The sequence below is a fragment of the Salinisphaera orenii subsp. halophila YIM 95161 genome (assembly GCF_003732545.1).
Taxonomy (GTDB): domain Bacteria; phylum Pseudomonadota; class Gammaproteobacteria; order Nevskiales; family Salinisphaeraceae; genus Salinisphaera; species Salinisphaera orenii_A.
Genome location: NZ_AYKF01000066.1, coordinates 41,024 through 67,638 on the forward strand (window position 1 = coordinate 41,024; position 26,615 = coordinate 67,638).

The following is a 26,615-nucleotide window of genomic DNA, read 5'->3' on the forward strand; positions in this document are numbered from 1 at the left end:
TCAGTAGTCTCTGGAAGTCAGTCGTCGTTCGTCAGTATCAGAAGGTTATCCAGCAGGTCGTCCAATTCGGGCACCAACTCGTCGATCGCCCGGTTGAACGGCATGAGCGGCGCCGAGGCCGCGAAAACGACATCACGCGGATTGAGTCGGAAGTGCGTCGCCAGAATGAATCCCTGAGGCGAATCCAGATCGACCGCGTAGACCTTCGGGCGAACAATGATCGAAGAGTCGTCACCTTCACCGTGATCGGCGACGCGATCGTGCACGAAGTCCCGCAACACATAGACGGTCTGCGCTTCGCCGCTTTCCGGCACCACACCGCCCGCGTCGGCGATCGCGTCGATCAGGGAGATGCCGCCGCTGGAATACGGCACCGCGCGCTGAATACGGAATTCGCCGACCATGAAAACCTGATCGTTATGGTCGTCGATGCGCAGACGATCCCCGGGTTGCAACGAGACCGTCTCGCCTTTCGCATACAACTTGTTGAGATTAAGGCGCTGCATTCTGCCATCGCGGAACAGCAAGACGCTATCCACGCCCACCGTGCGGATCCGGCGCTGGTCCTCGGGCGAGACGCCGGTCCTGTCCTCGTCCTGTCGGGCGTAGCGCTGGATATCCGCGCTCTGCCCGGCCAGCAACGCCAGCGTGTCACACCGAGTCAGGGCGTCGAGCGCCGTGAGCTCGACGTCGGTCACGGGCACCGCGCAGGGCGGCGCCTCCTCGACCGAGACATAGACATATTTGCTCCGGTACTGGAGCATCTGGATATCCACGGCGGGCTGGGTGATAACACCCGACAGGCGTCGACTCACCGCTTGCCGCAGTTCGCTCAGCGTTCGACCGCGCGCCTCCACTGGACCCACATGCGGCACGTAGATCGTGCCGTCCGCGGAAACCGGTTGGCCCTGCACGAAGCCGCCCTTCGGCGCTCTGGCGCCATCGCTGTCGATGAGCGGGCTCGGCGCAAGCGCGGCGCCGCCTGCCGTATCCTGCTCCACCAACCAGGCGAGCATGGGCGCCGCGCCGGCGGAGGATTGCCCGGTGCCGCCGCCACCGCGCTGTCCGGCCGCGCCCCCGCTACGAGCGCTCGTGCCACCACGCACGCCCGGGCCCGAGGAAAAGCCCGGGTTGTTGAGTTCGGGATAACCGTAAACGACGACCTTGACGATGTCGCCGGTCCCCAGCCGATAGCTTTGGTGCTCTCCCGCGTCCGGATTGTCGGTCGGCGGACGACGCAATTCGGCCGCACTGACCTTCATATCATGGTGCAGCAATTCGGGCGTGACCGAGACCAGACGCGGCTCGTAAATGACGTTCTGCTGAGATGCCAGATATTCATCGTAGGTCACGACCGACGAACCGGACATTCCCAGCACGCCGCGTCGCTCGTTCACGCGCCCTTCGTACCCGGGCAGCGTGCCACAGCCGGTGACGGCAGCCATGAGCGCACCAATCATCACGATCCGCGCCCATCGAGAGCATGACCGAGCGTCCATGGGCGCCGCCATCATTGACCGATGCGACGCTTGATGAAGAACGGCGACGGCCGGCGGCAGACCAGGCCTGGCGCACTGGCGGTGCTCGCATCAAGGCGCAGATCACACCCAGACGTGGACGCACCGACACCATAGGGCCGGGCAGCCGCCGAAACACGTGCAGCTGCTGCAACCGATGGAGTTGTATTGCTATATCGCCTGTCTCGCACGTTCAGCGTTTCCGTATCCGCAAGCACCGCTCATACCGAGCCGGCACCGCAGCGTGCGCGAAGCCGGCTCGTTCGACCATCACGCGAACCGATCAGTCATTCTGGGAGCGGTCGTACAGAAGGTAACTGCGGAAAAGCACGTCCAGCGACGGCGTGATCAGCGCAAGCGCGCGGTTGAAGTTCACGAGGCTGGCCGGCGCCGCAAAGACCACGTCCCGAGGCTCCAGCGTAAACCGATTCGCCAGCAGGAAGCCGCCGACCGAACTCGCGTCGAGCTTAAAGACCGTCGGCCGCACCTTGGTCTGGACGCCGCCGTCAGCGCCCTCCTCTTCGCTCACGAAACCGCGAATGACGTAGATCGAGCTCGTATCCGCGGTCTCGAGGTTCACGCCGCCGGCATCCGCAATCGCGTCGCTCAGCGACATGCCACCGGTGGAATACGGCAGCGCCATCTGCTCGGTGAATTCGCCGACCATGAATACGCGATTGGCACTGTCGTCCACCAGCAACCGGTCGCCCGGGCGCAGCGGGATCGGCTTGCCGGATGAATAGATCTCGTTGAGATCCAGCGGCGTGGATTCGCCGTTGCGAATCAACACGACGTTCTGAACGCCGACACCACCGCCTTCTTTACTCGCCAGGGTGTCGCACTGGTCCAGCGCCTGCAGGACGGTGAGCGTGACGTCGGTTATCGGCACCGTACAGGGCTTGACGATATCGCCGGAAATAAACACCCGCTGACTGCGGTACTGCACCACCCGCACGTCGACCTGCGGCTCGCGGATATAGCCCGCCAAGCGCTGCGACAGCTCGCGGCGCAATTCCTGAATGGTCATGCCTCCGGCGTCGACTTCGCCAGCGTAGGGAAAATAGATCGTACCGTCGGCGCTGACCAGCTGCCCCTGCATGCCATCGCTGGAGCCACTACTGCCCGTGGGATTGGTCAGGTCGGGCTGTCCGAACACGATCACCTTAAGGACATCGCCCGGGCCGATCGTATAGTTCTCGATCGTAGACGGCGCCGCCGTGATCTGTTGCTGTTCGGCGGTCAGCGTATTGTTATCGCGTTCACGCGCCTGGCGCTTCAGCAGGCTGGGCGTAATCGACACGACGCGCGGATCATAGTCGATTTCCTCTTCGGGCACCTCGGGGTACGAGCGCTCTTCATCCGAGCCGAACTCGTACCAGTGGCCCGTATCCGAAATATCGGAACGGTAACCCGGCAGCGCACAGGCGGTCAGGCCCGCGGTCGCCAGAGTGGTCACCAGGATGCCCCGAAACAGCCGGCTCGCCCGAGACTGGGCCGCCGGCCCCCCATGAATGCCGTTTTGCATGCGTAACTCTTTCTTGCTTGAGATCACGATCTTCGACCATCGCTGCCGTGCCGCTCGAGACACGAAAGAAACCGGGCCGGGTCGACGGCACCGGTTCGCTTGAGCATCGACGCCGCCGCTGGGCGACGGTCTCGGGCCCCGTGGCCGACGAAACCCATCATCCCGGCACCAGACGGTGAACCCAGTCCGCCACACAGGGCTCGAGCTCGGCGTAGATGTGCTCGAAGAACTCCTCCGAACGCTGATACGGATCGGCGATGTCCTCACCGCCACGCCAGTGGCTCAGCAGAAACACCCGCCCCCGGCTCTGCGGGAACCGCGTCGTCAGCCATTGACGCTGACCCTCTTCCATTACCACAACGAGATCATGGTCGCGAATGATCTGCTCGTCGACCTGTCGGCCGCGATGCGTTTCCAGAGCCAGGCCTTCGCGTTCGGCTATCCGGGCGGCGGGATCGGGCATTGTCCCACCGACCACGGCGCCAATACCGGCAGAAGAGACGTTCAACCGCGGCGCATCGCGGCGAAACAGACCTTCCGCGAGCGGGCTACGGCATATGTTGCCGGTGCAGATTACGAGGATGCTCTGGAATTGCATAAACCGGTCAGTCTTCCATTCGATTCAGAATACACGCACGCCGCCGGGTTCGAGTCACACCACAGCCGGCGAGCGCGCGTCTTGTCCGGACCTCAAGGCCTGGACACGATCAATCAATTGCCGCAGCACCCCGCACATCGCCCAGCTGATCGACGACCCGCACGTCGGTGTAATCCCCCCGGGGCAGGCGCAACACCACGCAGGGCGCCACCAGAGCCTGACTGACCGCCGCGTCGAGCCGCGGCGCCGACCACGTCATGCCGACGGTGAGCGTGCCGTCCTCGATAGATGTCTTGTCGCGGTCCAGATCTATACCGTAGCCGCCGGTCGGGCGCTGCCCCATCTCCACCACGAGTACACCGCGATCCGCAGCCAGATCGGCATCGAATTCCTCGATGCTGCGATAGGCAATCCAGTCGCCGAATCGTGCGGAGTCGCCAAAGAACACGGCGTCCGAGTCCTGGGACGGCGTACCACAGTAGCGGCTCTCTTCGAGAACGCGCAGGCTGTCACCACGCTGAAACGGATTCAGGCTACAGGCCGCGAGCAGCGTGAGCGCCACGCCACAAAGCAACATTCGCGTCATTACGGAGCTTCCTGGGGATTCGGACATTGCTGGGGACAGCGGCGTAGCCTATCACGCTGATCGTATTTCGCGCCGCCGGGCCGAATCGCAAGGCCGCCACACCGAAAACCGACCCCGACTCAGCCGTTGCCGGCCGTTTCGACCAGACCGCTCTCGATATAGTCGTTGGCCAATAGATACGCCACGATCTGCTCCACACACTCGTCGACACTCGACTCGCCCGTGCGGATATGGATCTCAGCCTCCTCGGGCGGCTCGTACGGCGCACTGATGCCCGTGAAATTCGGGATGCTGCCGGCGCGGGCCCGCTTGTACAGCCCCTTCGGATCGCGCTGCTCGCAGACATCCAGCGGCGCATCGACATACACCTCGACGAAGTCGTTGTCGCTGCTCAGCGCACGGGCCATTTCCCGATCGCGCCGGTAGGGCGAGATGAAGGCGGTGAGGTTGATGACGCCCGCGTCGCGAAACAGCTTGGCGACCTCGCCGATCCGGCGGATGTTCTCGATGCGATCCTCCGGCGAGAAGGCCAGATCGCGATTCAGGCCGCTGCGGACATTGTCGCCGTCGAGCCGATAGGTCCGGCAGCCCATGCCGTGCAGGCGCTCCTCAAGCGCGACGGACACCGTGGACTTGCCCGAGCCGGACAGCCCGGTGAACCAGATCGTGAAACCGCGGTGACGGTTCAGAATCTCACGCTGGGGGCGCTCGACGGTGCCCTGGTGCCAGACGATATTCGTGCTCTTGCTCTCGCTCATGCCCTACCTTTCACTGCGTGGCATACGACGGCGCGACAGGCCGTCTCGTGACGTGTGTTCAACCGATGCGTTCCGACAACCGCTCCAGCACCCTCGCCGCCGGCGCACGCATTATGGCATGACAGAAGCGTGAGATATCCGTCGGCTGCGGGTTGATCTCGATCGTGCCATAGCCACTCTGCCAGGCTTCGCGCACCGGCGCGGCGATGTAGGGGAACACGGCCGTGGTGCCGATGCTCATCACCACATCGAAGCCGTCGGACAGCGCCCGCTCGTAGCGCGTGACGGCACGGGCGGGCAGCATTTCGCCGAAGAGCACGACATCCGGCCGGAGCACACCCCCGCAGACCTCGCAGCGCGGCGGCAGCGCACCGAGCCCGGCATAGTCGTCGACGCGTGTCCGATGACGACAGGCCACGCACGACAAACCGTGGATGTTGCCGTGCATCTCGATGACGTCGTCGCTGCCGGCGATTCGGTGGAAGCCGTCGACGTTCTGCGTCAGCACACACAGCCGCTCGAAACGCGACGCCCACTCGGCGAGAACGGCATGCCCACGGTTGGGCGCGGCACCCCGGCAGGCGGATTCGATCTGGGCGATGTACTTCCACGTCAGCGCCGGATCGCGTTCGAACATGGCGCCCGACAGGGCGTCCTCGATCGCCACGCCGTCCTCCGTCCGGTCCGTGTCGTAGAGGCCGCCGATGCCGCGATATGTCGGCAGCCCGGAGTCCGCCGACATGCCTGCACCGGTGATGACGAGCACGCGGTTCGCGTCGCGCAGCATGTCGGCTGCCCGCTCGAGTTCGGTGTGATCGATCGACGCATCGGCCTGTCGCCGACGCAGCGCCTGGAACGGCATCGTCTTCGGCCCGTCCGGTGGAATGCTGCGCCGAGTGTGCCGCATGCGTTCGGTCGCGCCAACACGCGGCGCGGGCGATGGCCCGGTTCGGCCCTCTCCAGCCAGGCCATCGCTGACCGATGCCGCCATCCATTCACCCAGCGTCTGCGTACGATCGAGGCATCAGCCATCGACGGCCCGGCGCGGGCCTCAAGGAGCCTTCAATGTCCAGCGTCCGCAATCTCGTCATCGTGCTCGGCGACCAGCTCGACCCGACGCTGTCCGCGCTCGACGGCTTCAACACCGAACGCGACGTCGTCTGGATGGCGGAGAACGAGACCGAAGCGACCCACGTGTGGTGTCACAAGAAACGCCTGGTTATGTTCTTCGCCGCCATGCGCCATCACCGAGATGCGCTGCGCGATCGCGGTTTCGAGGTGGACTATCACGCGCTGAGCGCGGATCGCCGCCGCGACAGCGGACGCGGTTTCGCCGACATCCTCTCGGCGCGAATCCGCATCCACCAGCCGCAACGCCTGGTCATGACCGAGAGCGGCGACCACCGCGTGCAGAGCTTGCTGCAGGAGTGCGCGGACCAACACGATCGGGCCCTCCAGATCCGGCCGGACCGCCACTTCTACTGCGACCCAGCGGCGTTCGACACCTGGGCGGCCGACCGCCAGCGCATCGTGCTCGAGGACTTCTACCGCGGCCTGCGCCGCGAGCACGACATATTGATGGATGACGGCGAACCCGCCGGCGGCCAGTGGAACTTCGACAAGGCCAACCGCGAGACCTTCGGCCGTCAGGGCCCGGGCGCACTGCCGCATGTCCGCGCCTTCCGTCCGGATGCGTGCACCCGCGACGTCATCGAACTGATCGAGACGCGCTATCCCGATCACCCGGGCCATACCGACGGCTTCGACCTGCCGGTGACGCGTGACGAAGCGCGGACCGCCCTCGCCGATTTCATCGAACACCGCCTGCCCGTCTTCGGCCCCTACCAGGACGCGCTCTGGACCGGCGTGCGCTTTGCCTACCACTCGCGACTGTCGGCCGCATTGAACCTGCATTTATTGGATCCGCGTGAGTGCGTGGACGCCGCGGTTGCCGCCTACGAGGCCGGCGACGCACCCATTGCCTGCGTGGAAGGCTTCGTGCGACAGATCCTGGGCTGGCGCGAGTTCGTCCGCGGCGTCTACTGGCGCGAGATGCCCGGCTACGCCGACCGTAACGCGCTGTCCGCCGACCTGCCGGTCCCACGCGCCTATTGGGACGGCGATACCGACATGACCTGCGTGGCGGACGCCATGGCCAATGTGCTGGACAACGGCTACGCACACCACATCCAGCGCCTGATGGTGCTCGGCCTGTTCGCCCTGGTGGCCGGCGTGAATCCGCGCGCGTTCAACGACTGGCACCTGGCCATGTATCTGGACGCGATCGACTGGGCCAGCCTGCCGAACACGCTGGGCATGAGCCAGTTCGCGGACGGCGGCGTCATCGGCACCAAACCGTATTGCGCATCAGGCAATTACATAAACAAAATGAGCAATTACTGCAAGAACTGCCGGTTCGATCACCGCAAGGCCACCGGCGAGAATGCCTGCCCGATAACAACGCTTTACTGGGACTTTCTCGACCGCAACATGAACGTGTTCGAGCACAACCATCGCATGGTCTTTCAGGTGAAGAACCTGGAAAAGAAACGGGCCGACACCGACCTCATCACGGCGATACGCGAGCAGGCGCGCACGCTGCGCCAGCGGATTGCGAACGGCGAACGTATTTGATGCGCGCTCACGAGCGGGCGGCTATCAGCGCAACGCCTCGAGCCGTCCCCCTCCGGACAGGATGTCTGCCAGCCCGAGCCATCGAGCCGCGTTCACGCGGCGAGCCAAATCACCGCAGCCAACGAGGTCATCTTCGATACCGCGAGCGGGCGTGATCGGCCCATCTACTTCGGCGCCCCTACACCAGGCCAGGAATTCCGCCCCCAGCACGACTGGCCTCGAGCCCGACAGATGCCCGCGGCACCCTTTCGGGATATGCCGAAGCGAACCCGATCGCCCGTGCCCTGAATTACTTCACACATGTTCAATCGCAGCACTGCGGTTCGCGACCCTGCCGTAGGGCACCGCACACCGCCGGATACAGTTCGGCGTAGTGCATGCCCGCAGACCTATCGGTTGGTCGCGCTCGTTCCAACGGGCCGCTACAAGACAAGACGGACGAGAGACGTATCACTGGAATGAAACGGCGCCGTGTCGAAGCGGATGATCTGGCACCGACGATCCGACCTCCTGCGCGTCGCCGATCGCGTCGTGATCGTCCGTCGCCGGGGTATATTCGGACACGACACGTTGCAGCAACTGCTTGACCTGCCCCCGCCGCTGGCTTGTGACCGCAACCTCCACCTGCTCGAGCCACGGGAGCAGCTCCTCCCAGGGCAGATACGACTCCTGCGCGCAACCGATCATCGAGTGCTGGGTCGTGGCCGACGCCTCGCTGATCAGTAACTCTTCGTAGAGCTTCTCGCCCGGCCGCAGACCGCTGTAGACGATTTCAATATCGCCATTCGGGTTGCGCTCATCGCGATGTGTGAACCCGGCCAGATGAATCATCCGCTTGGCCAGATCGCGGATACGTACCGGCTCCCCCATATCCAGCAGGAACACTTCGCTCCCCTGGGCCATGGCTCCTGCCTGAATGACCAGCTGGGCGGCTTCAGGAATGGTCATGAAAAAACGCGTGATATCCGGATGGGTCACCGTAATCGGCCCGCCCTTGTTTATCTGTTCCCGAAAATACGGCACGACAGAACCGGATGAGCCCAGCACGTTGCCAAAGCGGACCATGGAAAAAATACAACCCTCGGACGAGGCCACCCGGGCGGCCATGGCCTGGACCACCAGCTCGGAAGCCCGCTTGGTCGCCCCCATGACGTTCGTCGGACGAACCGCCTTGTCCGTGGATACCAATATGAATCGCGTGACACCACCGCCCACCGCGGCTTCGGCGACATTACGGGTGCCCAGCACGTTATTGCACAGACCGGCCGCGACGTTCTGTTCGACGAGCGGCACATGCTTGTAAGCCGCTGCATGGTAAAGCGTCTGTATACGAAACCGGCGGATGACCGTGGCAACCAGCGACGCATCGAGCACGCTGCCGAGTATTGCCGTCACGCGCGTCGGGCGCTCAGGGTCCAGATGGCTGCGGATCTCGCGCTCGAGATTGAACAGCGATAGCTCGTTGACCTCGAACAACACCAGATGCTCGGGCGCCAATTGCACGATCTGGCGGCACAGCTCGCTGCCGATCGAGCCGCCGGCACCGGTGACCATCACACTACGCCCCCTGATTGTCGCCGACAGCAGGGCGTCGTCCGGCGCCACGGCATCACGCCCGAGCAGATCCTCGATCTCTATATCCCGTATATCGCTGATCCGCGACTTGCCGGAAAGAATCTCGCCGAGCGCCGGCACGGTCTTCACCGTGACCGGAAACGGCTCCAGCCAGTCGATGATGTCCTTCTTCCGGCGCCTGGATGCCGAGGGCACGGCGAGCAGGACACTGCTGATACGTTGGGATTCGATCAGCCCGGGCAGGTCATCGGCCTGATAGACCGGCACATCCGCGATCATCATGCCCGCCGTACCGTGCCTGTCGTCGACGAAGCATATGACGCGGCGCCGGCGATCGCTCGACAGGCTGTACGCCAGCTGTGCGCCGGCATCCCCCGCACCGAAGATGGCCAGCCGCTCGGCGTCGCGATCCGATGTCACCCCGAGAAAATGGCGTGCTGCGAGGCGTCCGGCCCCGAGTACGAATGCGAGCAGAAGGCCGAAGTTGATCACGACCCCGGCATGGAAGGCCGGCACATCGACAAGCAGACGCAGCGCCAACAGCACGGCGACAACCATGAACGCGACTTTCGCAATCCTGTAGGCCGTCGGTATCGCGATGTAGCGGATCACCGACTTGTAGAGCCCGGCGCGCAGCACGAACGCCTCGGCCAGCAGTACCATCAATGGAACCTGCCACCAGGGATCGACCACGGAACGCAGCGATGCATTCTGCGAAAAAATGGCGATTCCGGCAGCCGCGAACGCGCCCCCGGAATCCATCAGCCCCACCAGCAACCGTTTGGCCGGCCGCGGCAGTGCGATCAATTGCTCGCGAAATCTCTTCAATTGTCAGTCGGCGTGTTCCAGGCCTCCCCAGACCAGAACACACCTATCCCCGATTGCCCCTAGGAGGACGACACTCTAACGCCGTTACGGCGCTTTGGAAACTCGTCGAAAAGTGCCCGCAGGGAGTTGAAGGCTAACGAATAGACCAAAAAATTGCACAAAACTAAAACTCGATACCGAATACGACGGTACCTGTTTCGCCAAGCGACTCATCTACAAGGTCGCTTCACCCATGACCGCCTCGACTGCGTCGCATGTGGCACGCACATTTTCGGCGGTGAGCGTCGGGTGCACCAGAAACATGAGGCTCGTCTGCCCCAGCGCTTGCGCCGTCGGAAGTCGCCGGTCGGGTGCGAGCCCTCGCGCCGCAAATATCTTCTCGCGATAAACTTCCGCGCAGCTTCCCGAAAAACAGGGCACGCCACGCGCGTTGATCTCGGCGATCACGCGGTCGCGATCCCAACCGCGATCAAGCATTTCTGGGCGCACGAAGGCATACGCCTTGTACCAGGCATGCTCGATATGCGCCGGCACTTCCGGCACCCGCAAGCCCGGGCACGCCGCCGCCATTCGCATGATCTCGGCCGCATGTCCCGCGCGCTGCGCGTGCCAGTCCGGCATGCGCCCGAGCTGAATGCGGCCGATGGCAGCCTGCATTTCCGTCAGTCGCGCGTTGGTCCCGGCCGACTCGTGCAGCCAGCGAAAACCCGGCGGATGCTCGCGCTCGTACACCGCGTGCCAACTCTTGCCGTGATCCTTGCCCGACCAGGCGCGCGACCAGAGCGCCTCATCGTTGGTCGTGATCATCCCGCCTTCGCCCCCGGTGGTCATGATCTTGTCCTGACAGAACGACCAGGCCGCCACATCCCCCAGGCCGCCAACGGAGCGCCCCCGGTAGCGCGCGCCATGCGCCTGCGCGCAGTCCTCGACGAGATACAGGCCATGTGCATCCGCCAGCGAGCGCAGGCCATCCATTTCACAGGGCCAGCCGGCCAGGTGCACGCAAACAATCGCCCGCGTTTTCGGGCCGATCAGCGGCGCCACCGTATCCGGCGTGATGTTCTGAGACGCCGCGTCCACGTCCGCGAATACCGGCACCGCCCCCGCGTTGAGGACGGACGAGGCGGAGGCCACGAAAGTGCGCGGCGTCACGATCACCTCGTCACCGTCGCCAATACCCAGAGCCTCCAGCGCCACGTCCAGCGCCAAGGTGCCGTTCGCAACAGCCACGGCATAGCGCGTCTCCGCAAACTGCGCGAACTCGCGCTCGAACGCCCGGCATTCCTCGCCGGTCCAGTAATTCACGCGACCGGACAACAGCACGCGCTGGACCGCGTCAGCCTCCTCTTGGGTAAAGTTCGGCCAAGGGGCGAAAGGACCATCAAGCATGCATGCACTCGGCGAATATAGACCAGAATCGAAGCATCAAAGCTCTCTGCTGTTTCCAGATAATGCGCCAGCCGTTGGTTGGATCACCGAGCAACGCGTCATCCGAGGCTCAACCGGCAGGCGCCGGACGCCTCGTCTGCCGGCTTACGATGCCAGCACCCAAGCCGGCCACCACCGTTTACATCGACAGCCACTCGACCGCCCATGGCGCACAGGCATCCGGACATGATCAGCCGCGCGTTCAATGACATTACAAGGCTTCGACGCCCGCATTCTCGGCTGCCTGATGCAGGTCGGCATCCAACGTGGCGATCGGTACGCTTTCTCGCAGCGACAACTCCAGATACGCCGCGTCATAGGCAGACAAGGCGTAGCGGCGCGCGAGTTCAAGCGTGGTACCGAGCGCGTACTCGGCGGTATCACCGTCCACAGCAATCGCAAGCGCATCAAGCAACCGCAAGAACTCGGCACTACGCGCATTAACCAACACATTCCTGGCTTCGGCGCGAGAAATCACGTTAGCCACTTCCAGCGGCCAGATCGACGGGGCGATCGCCTGAACGTTCGGACCGCCGAGCACGTCCAGAACATGTTCAGCATAGGCTCGATCGGCGTCGCTCCCGTCCGCGAAAAGCCAACGCATGACGACCGAGTTGTCCACCACAAACCGCACTAATCACGGCCTTCGTCAATCAGCGCCTTGATGTCCAAACCGGTCGCGGTGGCCTGTTTGCGCATGAACGCCTGCATCCGGCGCGATGCCTCCGGCCTGGTATCCCGTCCGGCAGCGCCATACGGCACAAGCTCGGCGACCGGGCGCCCGCGCTGCGTGATCGTGAATCGCTCCCCGGCCTGCACTTTACGCAGATACGAGGCCAAGCGCGTCTTGGTCTCGTAAGCGCCAATATCGGTTGACTTGTGCATGATCGACCTGCTACTTCGTTTAGACTAGTCTACAAACTGGTCTCGTCGAAAACAAGCTACCAGGCAGCCAGTTCGGCGCTTTCGAAAGCGAGACGCGACCACCTCTAGCTCGATCTCGGCGAAAGCGGCAGCCGTGGCAACACGTTATCGGCGATCAGACCGCACGTCCGGCCAGCCCAACGCGCGCCCTCCGACGCCACACCGCAAGCCTCAGGGCGCGCCTGTGATATGACGACATAACGATCTTGACCCGACCGCGCAAGGCAAATCGTGGCTTCCATGAAAGCCCGCGCCACTGGGCAGCCCCCCCCTTCAATCAACAACGGTCTGCCATATGTAGCGAAGGTCGTCCCGGAAACGCCAGTTGCGGATGTAGTCGAGGTTGATCCGGACCTTGTCCGGGTAGATCACCTCGTCGTTGTATTGCTCCGGGCACGCCTGTTCGGCGAGGATCGCCTCCTCGTTTCGATACGTTAGCGTGGCGGGGCCCGTAATACCGGGGCGCACGCTCAGCAGAAGCCGCTCTTCGCCGACCAGCCGATCGGCATATCCCGGCACATCCGGGCGCGGGCCGACAAAGCTCATGTCGCCCTTGAGTACATTCCAGAGCTGGGGCAGTTCGTCCAGCTTGGTACGCCGCAGGACACGGCCGACGCGGGTAATGCGCGGATCGCCGGACCGGGTGATGCTTGTCCCCGGTTCCGGCGTCGCTCGCATCGTACGCAGCTTGACCACCGTGAACCGACGGCCGCAGCGCCCGACCCGCTGTTGCGTAAAGAAACCGCCGGCCCGGCTATCCAGAGTCGCAGCCAGCCAACCCAGGCCGATCAACCAGAACGACAGCGCCAGCCCCAGCGCTGCCAAAGCGAGGTCGAAGCCGCGTTTGCCGGCCGCCTGTGATCGAGAAAGACCACCACGAACCGCACCCGCCTTTTCCGTCATGGCGTCATGCATAGCCATAACGGCGCTGCGTATCGCCAACAAGTGCTTCGAGCCGGCCAATGGTCGCCTCGTCCAGAGCCGCGCGTCCCTTGCCGATGCTCGTACTTCGGACGTTCTCCACAACCGCGCGTTGGGCCCAATATGACCGCGCTACAACACATCCCCAGCGGGAACAAACTGCAAGCACACCGCTCCCGTAAGTCACATTAACTGTCCGCTTCAATCTCACAACCTTAAAATTTCTTGTCCCCTTTCCTCCTGCACTTACTGCGTCTAACTTCTTAGTCATAGGACACACCGCACACGATCGGCGCGATTGTATTTCAAGAAATTGATAATTCGGGAGGCTCAGCGGTCAGAGGACAGAATTCGACTAGCAAGTATTCATTTGGCAGTTCAGCGACAACGCGATAGTCAGCCACAGCGCGATGTGATGCGAGCGAAGCCGTATTATGGCGGCTAATAGTAGAACGAGCACGCAGGTTAGCTAACGAGGCCTGCCAGTAAAGATAGCGCGCAAGAAAACTGCCAAGACCCATGCCGGCATAATCTGGATGAATTACGCGCCCAATAAACGCCGTTCCGGTCGGATAAGTTTTGAGCAGCGCATAGCCAACCAATCGATTATCTACAAACAGCCCGTAGCTCAAGAATGCCTGTGAACGTAGCACCTCCTGTAAGGATGCGCGATCAAAACGATGGGGTTTGAAATACCGCAAATGTTCTTGTGGCAAACTCTCAATAAAAGCGCAAAGATGATTTATGTCCACAACATCAAGCGGGTGCATTACGGCGCATCTATCTCGCACCGCCCCATGTATCCCGGCGCGACTGCGGGCTCGACGAATTCGAGCTCCAAAACGCAGCGTCGTTACCACACGGGCGACCTTCTCAGCCGCCCGGAAGAGCACAGGGAAACGATACTTAATAGAGTAAGCCAACACTTCTATCATGTCGCCCTCAACGCAACCAACGCGCAATAAATTTGAGTCACGTTATTCACTGCTTACTAAAAGTGCTAACAAATGCACAAAGGTCTGAGCCCACTCATTATGGCCTAACCCCATAGGCTATCCCTTATTATGCTTACTCTGCTTCACACCGACGAAACCGAGCGCCCAACTAAAGCCACTGTCAGCACAAATAGATAGCGCCCTCACCTGACTTACGAGGCTTTCAGCAAAGCAAAACGCCGAGCCGCAGTTATACAAGACCCATATCTTTGAGCATTATTGCATTGACCTTGCGCACATCATATTTAGCTTCAGCGATCTCGCGGGACCGCCTGCCCATCCGTTCGACCAAGCCAGAATCCAGGACTAATTGCTCCATCGCCTGCGCCAGCGCGCCCGCGTCTCTCGGCGGCACCAAGAACCCATTGTGGTCACGCTCCACAGTCTCACGGCACCCCGGCGCATCTGTGGTAATGATCGCGCGCCCCATCGCCATTGCCTCGAGCACCGTGCGCGGCGTTCCTTCGCGGTAGCTTGGAAGAACATATACATGCGCTGCAGCCACTGCCGGACGAACATCGGCCAGCTTCCCATGCCAGATCACATCGCCGGCCGCGTGCCATGCACAAACTTCCGTTTCCGAAATACCGTTCGGGTTGGGATCCAAACCACCGACGAGATGGCACTCGACCTCCGGATACCGTAAACGTAGCGCGCGTGCCGCGACCGCATACTCGCGTATACCCTTGTCACCCAATAGGCGTGCAATGAGAAGAAAGCGCATAGGCTTTTCCGGTAAGGCGGCTTGCCGGAAGTAATCGATATCAACGCCCGAACCGTTCACTACACGCGATTGCACTTTCGCCGAAAGCAAGCGCCACTTCCGGAAATCACGCTGATCGTCCGGATTTTGAAAAAAGACCAACGTCGCACGCTGCAGCGCCAGGCGATAAAGAGCCTGCGCCGCGCTGCGCACAGGTGCTCGCTTATCGGCGTTAGCACCGGTAAATGCGTAGCCAAGCCCCGTGATCAAAGCGTAACGTCCAGGCACACGCGCCCAATGCGCGGCAAGCATCCCCCAAATCACAGGCTTAATGGTGTATGCCAGTACAACATCGGGTTTAATTTTCCGCATAAGGCGCACCAATTCGATAAGCGCCGTCAGATCCCGCCAGGGGTTGAGCCCAGATCGCTCCAGCGACAGGTCATGACCCGTTACGCCTGCTTCCTTTAAGGCCACCTTCGTCTCCGCATCAGCCGACAATCCCGGTGCCGCAGCGTCGACTCGATGCCCTTTTTGAATTATCGCCCCTAGCAGAGGGCCACGGAAATTCACCAAAGAGCGGGACACTCCCCCGACAACCAGAACATGCATAGAGACATTCTCTCGCCTTTATCGAAAAAGACCGATCATGGGTTGGCACACAATCTCTAGCCAAAAGGCCGCGTAGCGCCAAGAAGCTGTTTCAGCGTGTCGATAGTTCATTCGATTTTGCGCCGGGTTACACGGTGTTCCGCAACAAGGCATACCATGCGAGCAATGATCGCGAAGGCGAAGCATTTGAACTATTACGCTTTACGCTCAAAAATTTTCAACTAACTTTTAGAACGAATCGTCAGACTTTAAATGGCATTTATAACAAAAAAGATCAATCAATGGTTATCACCAAATTCTGTAATTATAACCAGCAAATAAGCATATTTTTCATCTATTTTCAACAATATTTCGCACCAACTTTGCATATTTTGCTCCCCAAGCGTCCATAGCAAAATGGGTCCTTGCGTAGGCAGCGGCCTCCAGCCCGACACGCCGGCACAGGCCAGGTATTTCGACGCATTTTCTAACTTGCGTAGCCCAGACTTTAGGATCATCCAAAGAAAGAACCCAGCCTGTCTTGTCATGCTCTATTATCTCCGGCATACCACCCGCCGGACTCACGATAGCGGGCACACCCAAATACATCGCTTCCTGCACCGCATTTGGCACTCCTTCATCCCTTGAAGGCATCACCATAAGATTGGACGAAGCAATCAGCTTGTGCACATCGCCCCGCCAACCCAAAAATTCAATTGAAATTCCCATACCTCGACTCTCGATCACAGAACGCATAGATTCCAAATATTTCTCATCAAAAACGCCGCCAATCAAGAGCAGCTTTATCGGTCGTTCCAAACCGTCCATCCGGAGCCGTGTAAGTGCATCGAGAGTAAACTGCTGATTCTTACGATCACAAATTGTTCCTACTTGCACAATAGTGAATGGTCGGTCGTCCACGCTACCAACATCAGCAGCTACAGATTTAATAACCGAATCCAACGACGAGAAATCGATACCTGGCAAGATAGCGTGAAACTTATGTCGGTACTTGTTAGCCAAAAACCGGCCGAAAATCGCATCTGGCGCTTCCGTATACTGAAAGACAACCAATTGAGCCGCCCATAGCCCGAAGCGGTGCAAATAACGAACAACCCCTTTAGAACGCAGCTCATAATCTACGTCCCAAACTAGGGGCCGACCGCTCAACAAGGCGCCCATCGCAGCAAAAGCAACACCCTTGCTACTTCGAAACCAAACGACATCGCCGTTGTTGCGTTGGATACAACGCAACACCGACCAATGCTGCCGAACCATTGCCATCATCACGCGGCACCTAAAGACCACGCCCGTGCCAAAAAGTCCTTGCTGTTGCAAAGCGAGCAATCCACTAAGCGGAAACTGAGCCGCGGCATGGCCTTGCGCCTTCGCTGCATCAGAAAGCTCGCTATCAGGATGAGCGACGATACACACACTGACGTGATTTCTGCGCAACGCAGAAGCTAAAGCAAGAAGACGTTTGGGGCCGCCAGTTATGCGGCCAGGCTTTATCATAAATGCGATGAGTTTCACGAAACCCCTATATTCTTTAAGCGCATCTAAGCAGGATCTTGAAAGCGCATGCGGCCATCAACGCGAACCAAGAAAGAGAGCAAGATAAATACTGCTGGCACCGCAGCGTGGAAAAATCCGTATATTGACGGCGTATGTGGCTGCAAATAAAAAAGGACGTATACGAAGAGAACAAGAATAATGGGATGATTCGAATTAGCCCTAAACATTGCTGCAAGAGCCTTTAGAGATGCCCCATAAAGCATAAATACGAAGACGACTCCCACATAAGAAAAGTTCCAGTACGCCTCGCCAACTGCTTTCGGCGGAATAGCGTTTAGCGGATTGCCATAAACTCTAGTCGCATTGAGCTTCCCTGCTGCATCCGGTTTATCACCCCAGACAGCACTGGGCACGAAAACAAATGGAATGGATAGATAGGATTCGCCCAATAGATACGGCACTTGAGTCGGCACTTTGCCGAGCACCGCTAGCTGGCCATTATTTTCACCAGCACCACCCTCCATCTCGTTCACCGCTTGACCCATCCACTGCATAGGGCCGCCTTGCACCGCCACTCCACCGAGATTTTCTGCGTCCATCGTCGCCTGTCGGTACTGTCCCAATCCACCGACGAGCACAAGTGCCACGATGATTCCTGTAAGCACAACGGAATAGGGAATGTTGCGACTCTGGAGAACATAAACCGCGCCGATTATTATCAACGGAACAATGGCCCCCCCACGGGAGCCTGTGGCCGCAAATTTGATTACAAGCGCAGCGGCCAAAATCGCCCAGAACAAAGGATTTCGAACAGCGCGACGATCGCACACGAGCCAAACCAGAGGCGCAACAACGCCCGTTCCTGCGAGAAAACCCCATTGGCCGCCAACTTGCGCGCCAATACGCTGATCAGAAGCGATCCCCCGCTGCATCAACACTTGATCGAGGCCGCCGCCGATCGTTGCCAGCATCACGACGCCAAGGCCAGCGATACCGAGCCAAATAATGCTTTTGACGGCAGGCCATCTCGCTACCGGGACCGCCAGCCGGGGGACCCGGAAGTTCGGCGCCAAGAGATATCCGGTGTACAGAAAAACGAGCGCCGCTGCGTCGAGCAGAAATGATTCAGCGACTAGGGCATTTAAATCCAAGGCCGCGGAGCCACTCAAAGCGCGGTGGTAGTCCAGCCCCGTCACGGGCAGCGCCATTTCTCCGCGCAAAAGCCCTTGGATGCCGACCCATACGACATAAAACACAAGAGGATGGAAGACCCCCGGTGTCCACTGTCGAAAGATGAAAGGGACTGAAAGCGCGAATAGATAGGCAACAAAGCCCCCGTAGAGCAACAGACGACTGCTGGCCTCGGCAGCGATGGCGAACGGCATTGTCATGAACCCCATAAGAGCCAACAGCCCGACAAGCGCCACCCGCTCCGCGACCGTCATCGAAACGAAGGGCGAGATTCGTGAGCGGTGGAGCCAGGATTTCATCCCGACACCCTTGTCAGGGCGTCCAGACGTCGCCTTTCAGCCGCAAAGCTCCGCGCCAACTCGTCGACGAACGCGTCACTCAGCGCCTCTTTAGGCCGAGGCCGCTCGTTGAAGTGCCCAAGGCCGAGACCGCGGTTGATTCCCAAAGCCAGACGTGCTCGTCCACCAATGCGGAGCAGCTTCTGAATCGTGGCACTGCGGTGCCCGCGCGCCTCGTTTGCGGGCGGAAAGGTGCTACGTCGATCGTCCGTCACGCCGAGGAAGTCCTGCACGTGCTGATACGCCCGCCCAGGGTCATGCTGCAAGCGCGACAACGGCACATGCAGAATCCGCTCGGCCGACACCTGTTGATACAAGCGCTCTAACTGAGAGCCAAGACTGCACACCTCCCGGTATTGCAGAAAAGCGGGCTCTCGACAAGAGCGAGGAATGCTGTTCCCGGCCGAGCGTTGTCCTTGCTGCCCCCAGGCCAGCTGGAAACTCGGCTGATCTTCATGCAGCACACGCCGATTGTGGTGATATAACGAATGCGCCATTTCCTTAGGGTCACGCGTCAGCACGATATATAACGCATGCGAATATTCGCGCTCGATCGTCGGGACGGCCTCTCGTGAATACAGGTACCAAGTCGACGCCTCACCTACAGCAAGATGTTCGTCGCCAGCCTCTCTAAACAGGCGTTCGTAACGCCGGCGGCTTGTTACAGAGCCGTTCGCTAGATCCGTTGAATAGAAATGCGGCTCCTTGATTGGCGACATAAAAATTCGCGGATGCTCTGCCAGCCACCGCGCCAACGAGGTCGTGCCGCACTTGGGCGCGCCTATAATGAAGAAATTCGGCAACCTCATTGCTGAGTGTCACGCGTTAGGCGATTGCGTGCGAATTCGCGCAATTTGGATGAAATAAGCCAAGGCACCGAAATTCGCACAATATTCGAAGGGCTCAATCCCTCATTTCGCCGCAGCTCTGGGAGCAGGCGCAACAGCGCGCTCGGCGTGCGATCAAAGGCGGCTTTTCTAGTCAACGGGCCGCAGATAAGTCGAACTCGGCTATGCGTGTCAATCAGTGCCCGATTGCGCAAATACCAGTTCCAGGTGTAGTCAAATCCCCCTGGGCGGCTTAAGCCCTCCCCAGGTCTCATCCACCGTTCGCACACCACGTCTGGCGCGACGATTACAGGTAGCTCACGCCCCGCCTGTAACAGCCACTCCCAATCTTCGTGGCGCTCCGCGTCCTCGTTGAACGGATAACGCCGGAAAGCGGACGTTGGCGCAAGCAAGGCTGACGTATGCACACCTCGCCCACCGAACAACATCTTCACCGCAGCAACAGGCTCGCCGTCCGCCCCAGGCGGACGAAGGTGCGTACGACCATTACTCAGGTGAACGCGCTCCTGTCCGGCAAGAATAGCTTCAGTGTGCCCGGACCCCTCAAGCGTCGAAAACTGAGCTTCCAGTTTTCCCGGAAGCCAGACGTCATCGTCATCCAGGAGCGCTACCCAGTCACCACGCGCATAACGAATACCGTGGTTCCTAGTTGCCGACGCGCTGCCACGACGGACCGCTTCAAGAAACCGTATCCGCTCATCACCCAGCTCTGCCAAAAGCCTAGCTTTTCTGCCATCCGGGCCATCGTTGACTACAATCACCTCCAGCGGTGCAAGCGTCTGGGCCAGGACGCTGCGCGTTGCGCGCACGACCTCGTTATAACGCCTGTAAGACGGGATAACAGCGGAAATAGCGGGCCTTGTTAGCGAACTATAAACGTGAACACCAGCAAGTTGCATCATCCTTGCCTCACGTCTTCACGCTGTTCCGGATCCCAGTGACCCAGATCTCGCCCGGTCAAGTATTCCAGAAGACGAATATCCTCCTCGAAAGAGCTGTACAACTCTCGCCGCAGTTTGTCCGAAAGCGGCTCTCGCGGCACTTCCCGATGAGCGTACCGATTAAGTGCTGCACGAAGTCCCAACCCAGGTAGACCAATTTTTGACCGAAACCGGCCGGCCGCACGCATGGTTCGGTTGATACGTGGAAATCGGTTCTGCTTGGAACGATTCTTCGACGTAAAGTCGGTTCTCTGATCCCCACTCAGATCCAGAAAACCCAGCACATCGCTATATACTCTAGGCGTATCTGTCGCGAGATCCTCAATGAAGATCCAATGAATACGACTTGGCGGCACGTAACTTAATAATCCCTGCAACGCGTGGCCTAACAATGCTTGTTGACGATAATCGAGCATTTTCGGGTTATTACACGCGAGGGGCACACGTCTTCCCCTCTGCCTATCTTCCTGCAATTGCCATGCTTCCCAGAAGGACGGCTTGTTCTCGCTTCCTCCAAAGAGGGACTCTGAATGCAATGAATACGCCAGATCAATAGGATTTCTCAGCATTACAATAAATTTCGCGTCCGAACGATAATTTACGATCTGCTCAATCGCTTCCGGCATCGTGAAGTAGCTTGTGGACGCATCGATACGCGCTTTATGAGCTGGTGAGGCACCAAGAAATAACCTCTCGTATTCACTAAGGCTCATTTTCTTGCGCAGAAAATCGCCAAAATAATGCGGCTCTTTCTTGGGGGATACATAACACTCCGGATGCTGAGAAAGCCAATAAGCCAGTGATGTGGTCCCACATTTTGGCGCCCCAGCCAAAAATACGTTCGGTTTCCGCTCTGAATTCATAAGTCGCTCCATGGCAATGGCCCTGTAGCGAGTGTCTCTAACCCAAGCCGCTTTATGACAGCGCGCCTGAGCAGGATATTCCACCAGATTAGCGTCAATACACTAGCCGCAGCTGCGCCCTCCATCCCGAAAATCGGAATAAGCGCAAAGTTCATCACAACATTGGCAGCCGCTGCCCAGGCGATGCCACGCATTGTGTCCCGCTCGTGTCCTGTCATATTCAGCAGCATGCCGACAGACCCCATGGCAGAATTAAATAATTGTCCTACTGCCAACACTCCAAGGGTTACCGCGCCGGTGCGGAAAGCGTCACCAAAAACCCAAGCGAGAAGGACCTCTCCGGCTATGAGGAATAGCAGGACTGGCGGCAACGCCAGCGCCAGAATGACTCGCGCACTCAGCGTTACGAGTCGCTGCAGGCGATGATAGTCGCCGCGCTGATAGAGCCTGGCAAAGTGCGGTTGCAGCACCTGATTCATGGCTTGCAAGCCAAAAACCACTAGCAGGGTCATCTGGAAGACGGCTCGATAGACGCCTACCTCTTCATCCGCGCGGAAAATACCGAGAACAATAAGATCTGCGTAGTTGTTGATGAGCTGCAAGCCGGTAATCAGCGCCAACGGAATGACGGCCTTAGCCCATGCCCGATGTTGGTATACGGGCCGTGGCGCGGTTGAGAGGACAGACGGCCGGAACCGCCGCAACAGCCAGGCGCCGATGCCGAACGCCAAGATTGATGCGACTGCGTAGAGTGCCATTGCTCGCTCGGGCCGCATCGTGTTGCCGGGTCCAGCCAAGGCGGCCCACGCACCGACCAATGCGAGCAACACGGCTGGACGGATCACGCTTTCAGGGAGCTGCCCCTGCACGACCTTGCGCAGCCCGCGCAGGCTCGCGCCTCGCACCTTGGCCAGCGCGAGCAAGGGAATCACTGCCAAGCCGACCGTAAGCGTTGCCGCTCGGGGGCCGTCGCCGCCGATATCCGTCAATAAAACAACGCCACTCACAGCCAACAACGCAAGTACGGAGAGAATCGCGACAGCGGCGTTGCCCCAGCGCCACAGTCCTCGCATTAGGCCCCAGTCCTCGTCCGCCTGTGCCGTCGCCGTCTCGCGCACGACAAGCTGAGGTACACCAACCTGTGCGGGGATAGCAGTCACCATCAGCAAAGCAAGGGCGAAGGAATAAACGCCGTAGCCCTCCGGACCAAGGACACGAGCCAGCACCACGGCCACGGCGAAACCAAGAATGGCGTTTGCTGACTTGATTGCCAGGCTGCCGATGCCGCCACGCAAGAGCTGGGCCCGTAGGCCGTCTCCGCTCAAGCGTCGGCCTACACGCCGAGATAGTCCGATCACATGTCCACTCATTTAGTGTCTACGGGGAAGGTCATTCCTGTCTTCCCGGTACTTTCCACTGCTTGTTCCCATCACTTACGGCACATCGCCGGCGCAAACGCTCTACACAAAGTTCACCCAAGGGGAGTCGATACGGCTACACGGACTGCTGCTGTAAAAAACAAGACCGGCTCACGGAAATCCTAGAGCTCGTTAATTCACTAACTTGGAACGGACTGGCAGCTATTTTTTGTACTCGTACCGGTAGTAGCTGTAACCACCCGCATAATTCTCATGTTTCTTCTGATAGGCATTGAATACAACACCCGCCACCTTGTGATCGGCGCTGGCCAGCCGTTTTGCGGTTTCTTCCAGTTCGCCCATCGGATGCCGGCCCGCGGCGGCCACCATGAACGTGACAACGCCGGGCAATGACGCTCTGATGATGGCCGCATCCGTAACCGCGAGCACCGGCGGTGCGTCCACCAGCACGATGTCGAACCGCTTCTTCAGACGCTCGAGCAACTGCGGGAATGTCTTGCGCATGAGCATCTCGGAAGGGTTCGGTGGCAACTGCCCCGTGGTTAATACGCTGAACTCGAGATCCTCGGACGTGCGTAGCGCATCGTCCAATTCAACGTGTCCCGTCAGAACCTGCGACAGACCCGGGGCGCGTTGCCGGTCCTTGACGAATTCGTGTATCCGCCCCTTGCGCAGGTCGGCGTCGACAACCACGACGCTCTGGCCGACCTCTGCTAGCAGATAGGCCAGGTTCATGCTAACGAACGACTTGCCGACACCCGGCGTCGGCCCGGTCATGAGGATAACGTTGCTATCGGCCTCCGTCTGGGCGAAATACAGGCTGGTGCGCATACTGCGCAAGGCCTCGACGGCGACTTCCTCGGGATTATCGCGAGCAAGCAAAGGCAAGGGCTGGCGCCTTCTACGGGCCCGTGCCGACTGCTGTTCCAGCCAGTTGCTGAACGGCACAACGGCATATACCGACAGGCCAAGGCGGTTCTCGATTGCCTTCGGGTCGTCCACGCCGCGGCGGACCGCGGCCTGCACGAAAACGAAGGCTACGCCGAGCAGGCCGCCCAGTACGATCGCCAGCGTCAGCACCAGCACGGTTTTCGGGCCGATGGAGCCCATCGGCTGTACGGCGTGGTCGACGATGCGGACATTGCCGACCGTCCCCGCCTTGATCACTCTGAGTTGCTGCGCGCGGTTGAGCAAGGCGGTGTAGAGCTGGGTATTGACCTCGACGTCCCGTCGCAGGCCGAACATTTCTTTCTGGGCGCCCGGCAGGCCGCCGATGCGCTCTTCCAGCTGCCGCTTTTCCTGCGCGAGTTGTTGCATCTGCTCGCGCGCCGCTTCCAGCGCCGGGTGCTGGCCGGTATAGGTCTGGCGCAACTCGGCAACCCTGAGTTCGAGTTGCGAGCGTTTATCCTCGATCGCAACCATCTGGTTCAGCAATGCCTGGCCTTCCTTGCCCAGGTCGATGGTGTCGTTATTCTGCTGATACTGGGTGAGCCTGGCTTCGGCGGCCTCGAGATCGGCCTTGAGTTCGGGCATCTGCTCGTTGAGAAACTCCAGGCTTTTTTCCGCCTCCGCGGAGCGTGCTTCGACGTTCTGGCGCAGATAATTGTTCGCGACCGCGTTGACGATATCGGTGATTCGGGCCTTGTCCTTGCCTTCGAGCGTGACCCGTACGATGCCGCTTTCATCGCCCTCCTCGGCCACACGGAGCTTGTTCTGCAGTTCCTCGACCACGGCGAGCGCGCCCCGACGGGTGAGCCTGAAATCGGTCGGCGGGTCACTGACTGCGATGTCGCTGACAAATACGCCGACGGCCGCGCCCCTCGATGTCTCGCCTTCGGCCACTTCGCCGACGGTCCCTTCCAGGATCCTGTCGCCTTCCGGGCCGAACAACAGATACTGGCCACCGCCCAGCGCACGCAAGGTGAATGCCTGTCCCAGGAGGTCATCCGGTACGTTCATCCGCTCCACGGTCGCGTGTACGGGCTGCCAGGCGTAGCGCCCGAACCATGATTCGGCGTCCGGCGGAACGGCGCTCGAGGCGAGCGGGCCGAGCTCGCGGCGCTCGGCCACGGCCTGGCCGATTACAGGGAAATAAGCCGGTGCGCTCACCGTTTCCAGCCCGAGACCCTCGACCGTATCGCCCAGCACCGTGCGCGACTTGATGATCGGGATTTCCGATTCGGCCAGCGTCGTACCCTTACCCGCAAGCTGCTTGAGGTCGTTGGTGACACCCTGCAGGGGTTGCGAGCCCTCGTCTTCTATCTTGAGCAGTGCGTCGGTCTGATACGTCGGTTGCACCACAAACAGATAGAACACGGCGCACAGCAATGCGACAACGACAAACGCGACGATCTTCCAACGCCCGCCCCACAGCAGGTTCCATAGCTGCGCGAACTCGATCTCGTCATCCCGCCCCACGGCGTTCGATTGACTGGGGTCTGTGCCCCCCTGATGCGATTCGGTCATTGGATGTATCGGTTATGACTGATTGTTGGCGTTGCTCGACCACCCCCAGCGCGGGGCAACCGGGAACAGGATATTCGGCCAGAGCGTGGGCTGTGCCAATGCGCGGTTAGCGCTCCGAAGACAGATAACGGCTCAACCACGACATCCCGCGGCTGGAACTGGAACAGCCTGGCCGGCAACGGGCTATTCACCGAACCGGCATCGGCTTTGCAGACGCAAGCCTGACGGTTATCGGCACATCCTGTTCCAACTTGAGGGTATATTGCTCGCGCCTACCTGCCGGATGGCCTGAAAACGAGCCGGCAATGGGCGTGAGGATCGGCTCGCGGCCGATTTGCGTGCTCGGCGCGCCACCGTCGTTGCCGGCCAGCCCGCTGCCGCCCGCGAACAGAACCCCGGCTCGCGCGTCCGCGCAAGGGGACGGAGAACCCGGCGACACGCCTGCCCTGAAGACAAGCCCACCGGTCAAAATCGCGGCGTACGTTATTGGCGCTGCGCGTGGCGCGGCGGCCACCGGCTTCGCTGCTTTACTCGTCACAGTGCCTCCCCCGGAAGCGATGTCGCCACGCGGCCTCGTCCCGCGTAACGATCTTGAAGGCGAGTGCTTGCTGCACCTCCAAGAAGCTGGCGCACAGTATGCCCCACACTTGGTCCATCTGTCCCAAAATTTTTGTATGGCGTTAAGCGCTTCCGCGATCCTACCAGCGCTTCGACCAGCACCCATTGGTAACGCCCCTGTCCTCGACGGCCTCCGTTACCGGCCGATGCGCGGCTCGAACGGCTTCGCCGATGCTCCGGTGGATCGACGGACCGCTCCATCACGCAACTCGGGCCTGCGACGCGTTTTCCATGTCGCCGGCTCTTGTCTCATCGCTACATGAATCGTGCGACCGAGTGCCCTGCCGCCCGCCGCGGGGTGAGAACCAGGCATATGTATTGAACAGCGGCGCCGCAGCTCCGGGCATCGACGAAGAGCACCCCCTTTGACAGACCGCCCCTCGTCATCGTCACGCCGACAGGCTTTTGTGTACTTCGGCGACCGCGCGTAGGCGGCTGGCGCCTCTGCGGATACATGGCGTCCGCCTGAGCCCTATCGTTCCCGCATGCATGATCGAGCCCGGCGCTACCGTTACCTTACCCCGGGCGTTCACAGGCACTTGCCGGTGGCCTCGCCGCATTTCGTCATCCTGTGGCCGCGGATTCGATGTCGCTACGGGCTTGTCCCGAGGCCACGACGCCCGTTGTCGGTCTGACTGCTGCCGTACCGTACTCTCGCCCAACGAGGCCCGGCGACGACACGATGCGATGAGCGCCCGATCGGCTGACCGCCGCAGGGACACGCGGCGTGGTATCGGTACAGATCCATACCGCTCAAGCGCGGATTGTTCGACGCGCCGATTCTCGCGGTCCAGCTGAACGCCGAAGTGGCCTGCCCTGCCAGCCGACCCAGTCGGCGCACCATGAACGCGTCCGGTCGGTTATAACGACCGG

General features: G+C 60.5%; 21 protein-coding genes. 1 reads left to right on the top strand and 20 read right to left on the bottom strand.

Annotation, left to right across the window (positions count from 1 at the left end; genetic code table 11):
- Nucleotides 1-17 precede the first annotated feature (17 nt).
- From SAHL_RS04930 to SAHL_RS04955, 6 genes are all read right to left on the bottom strand, one after another.
- The gene (locus SAHL_RS04930; RefSeq protein ID WP_184947387.1) at nucleotides 18-1,445 is read right to left on the bottom strand and encodes a polysaccharide biosynthesis/export family protein; all 1,428 of its coding nucleotides are present in this window, start codon (nucleotides 1,443-1,445) and stop codon (nucleotides 18-20) included.
- A 355-nt stretch (nucleotides 1,446-1,800) separates the two neighbouring features.
- Nucleotides 1,801-3,069, bottom strand: coding sequence for a polysaccharide biosynthesis/export family protein (locus SAHL_RS04935; protein ID WP_148045492.1), 1,269 nt, complete (start codon nucleotides 3,067-3,069; stop codon nucleotides 1,801-1,803).
- A gap of 130 nt (nucleotides 3,070-3,199) precedes the next feature.
- Nucleotides 3,200-3,640: a low molecular weight protein-tyrosine-phosphatase gene (locus tag SAHL_RS04940; RefSeq protein WP_123590292.1), complete on the bottom strand. Its 441-nt coding sequence runs from the start codon at nucleotides 3,638-3,640 to the stop codon at nucleotides 3,200-3,202.
- A gap of 109 nt (nucleotides 3,641-3,749) precedes the next feature.
- The gene (locus SAHL_RS04945; protein ID WP_184947389.1) at nucleotides 3,750-4,226 is read right to left on the bottom strand and encodes a protease complex subunit PrcB family protein; all 477 of its coding nucleotides are present in this window, start codon (nucleotides 4,224-4,226) and stop codon (nucleotides 3,750-3,752) included.
- 119 nt (nucleotides 4,227-4,345) lie between these two features.
- Entirely contained in the window at nucleotides 4,346-4,984 is a 639-nt protein-coding gene (gene cysC, locus SAHL_RS04950) for an adenylyl-sulfate kinase (protein WP_123590294.1), read from the bottom strand.
- A gap of 58 nt (nucleotides 4,985-5,042) precedes the next feature.
- The gene (locus SAHL_RS04955; RefSeq protein WP_245968387.1) at nucleotides 5,043-5,891 is read right to left on the bottom strand and encodes an SIR2 family NAD-dependent protein deacylase; all 849 of its coding nucleotides are present in this window, start codon (nucleotides 5,889-5,891) and stop codon (nucleotides 5,043-5,045) included.
- 158 nt (nucleotides 5,892-6,049) lie between these two features.
- On the opposite strand from SAHL_RS04955, the gene SAHL_RS04960 reads away from it, so the two are divergent.
- Nucleotides 6,050-7,618, top strand: a complete 1,569-nt coding sequence (locus SAHL_RS04960) for a cryptochrome/photolyase family protein (protein WP_123590296.1) — start codon at nucleotides 6,050-6,052, stop codon at nucleotides 7,616-7,618.
- A 450-nt stretch (nucleotides 7,619-8,068) separates the two neighbouring features.
- Here the strand turns inward: SAHL_RS04960 and SAHL_RS04965 are convergent, their stop codons facing one another.
- The 14 genes from SAHL_RS04965 to SAHL_RS05035 form a co-directional block, all read right to left on the bottom strand.
- On the bottom strand, nucleotides 8,069-10,021 hold the full coding sequence (locus SAHL_RS04965; protein WP_148045493.1) for a polysaccharide biosynthesis protein: 1,953 nt from the start codon (nucleotides 10,019-10,021) through the stop codon (nucleotides 8,069-8,071).
- Nucleotides 10,022-10,234: 213 nt separating this feature from the next.
- Nucleotides 10,235-11,410 (bottom strand): DegT/DnrJ/EryC1/StrS family aminotransferase, encoded by a 1,176-nt coding sequence (locus tag SAHL_RS04970; RefSeq protein ID WP_123590298.1) that lies wholly within the window; start codon nucleotides 11,408-11,410, stop codon nucleotides 10,235-10,237.
- A gap of 250 nt (nucleotides 11,411-11,660) precedes the next feature.
- Entirely contained in the window at nucleotides 11,661-12,083 is a 423-nt protein-coding gene (locus SAHL_RS04975) for a type II toxin-antitoxin system VapC family toxin (RefSeq protein WP_123590299.1), read from the bottom strand.
- Nucleotides 12,083-12,334, bottom strand: coding sequence for a type II toxin-antitoxin system Phd/YefM family antitoxin (locus tag SAHL_RS04980; RefSeq protein ID WP_221177837.1), 252 nt, complete (start codon nucleotides 12,332-12,334; stop codon nucleotides 12,083-12,085). The genes SAHL_RS04975 and SAHL_RS04980 overlap by 1 nt, the downstream gene beginning before the upstream one ends.
- Nucleotides 12,335-12,646: 312 nt before the next feature.
- Nucleotides 12,647-13,276: a sugar transferase gene (locus SAHL_RS04985; RefSeq protein WP_123590431.1), complete on the bottom strand. Its 630-nt coding sequence runs from the start codon at nucleotides 13,274-13,276 to the stop codon at nucleotides 12,647-12,649.
- 323 nt (nucleotides 13,277-13,599) lie between these two features.
- Nucleotides 13,600-14,229 (bottom strand): GNAT family N-acetyltransferase, encoded by a 630-nt coding sequence (locus SAHL_RS04995; RefSeq protein WP_221177838.1) that lies wholly within the window; start codon nucleotides 14,227-14,229, stop codon nucleotides 13,600-13,602.
- 250 nt (nucleotides 14,230-14,479) lie between these two features.
- A complete protein-coding gene (locus tag SAHL_RS05000; protein WP_123590301.1) occupies nucleotides 14,480-15,604 on the bottom strand; it encodes a glycosyltransferase family 4 protein in 1,125 nt (374 codons plus the stop codon).
- Between the two features lie 330 nt (nucleotides 15,605-15,934).
- Nucleotides 15,935-17,116, bottom strand: coding sequence for a glycosyltransferase family 4 protein (locus tag SAHL_RS05005; protein WP_148045494.1), 1,182 nt, complete (start codon nucleotides 17,114-17,116; stop codon nucleotides 15,935-15,937).
- Nucleotides 17,117-17,142: 26 nt separating this feature from the next.
- Entirely contained in the window at nucleotides 17,143-18,588 is a 1,446-nt protein-coding gene (locus SAHL_RS05010) for an O-antigen polymerase (RefSeq protein WP_148045495.1), read from the bottom strand.
- Nucleotides 18,585-19,436: a sulfotransferase domain-containing protein gene (locus SAHL_RS05015; protein WP_123590304.1), complete on the bottom strand. Its 852-nt coding sequence runs from the start codon at nucleotides 19,434-19,436 to the stop codon at nucleotides 18,585-18,587. The genes SAHL_RS05010 and SAHL_RS05015 overlap by 4 nt, the downstream gene beginning before the upstream one ends.
- Nucleotides 19,433-20,377 (bottom strand): glycosyltransferase, encoded by a 945-nt coding sequence (locus SAHL_RS05020; RefSeq protein ID WP_123590305.1) that lies wholly within the window; start codon nucleotides 20,375-20,377, stop codon nucleotides 19,433-19,435. Before SAHL_RS05020 ends, SAHL_RS05015 begins: the two co-directional genes overlap by 4 nt.
- A complete protein-coding gene (locus SAHL_RS05025; protein ID WP_123590306.1) occupies nucleotides 20,374-21,291 on the bottom strand; it encodes a sulfotransferase domain-containing protein in 918 nt (305 codons plus the stop codon). Before SAHL_RS05025 ends, SAHL_RS05020 begins: the two co-directional genes overlap by 4 nt.
- The gene (locus SAHL_RS05030; protein WP_221177839.1) at nucleotides 21,276-22,574 is read right to left on the bottom strand and encodes a flippase; all 1,299 of its coding nucleotides are present in this window, start codon (nucleotides 22,572-22,574) and stop codon (nucleotides 21,276-21,278) included. Before SAHL_RS05030 ends, SAHL_RS05025 begins: the two co-directional genes overlap by 16 nt.
- A 285-nt stretch (nucleotides 22,575-22,859) precedes the next feature.
- A complete protein-coding gene (locus SAHL_RS05035; RefSeq protein ID WP_123590308.1) occupies nucleotides 22,860-25,124 on the bottom strand; it encodes a polysaccharide biosynthesis tyrosine autokinase in 2,265 nt (754 codons plus the stop codon).
- Nucleotides 25,125-26,615: the final 1,491 nt, after the last annotated feature.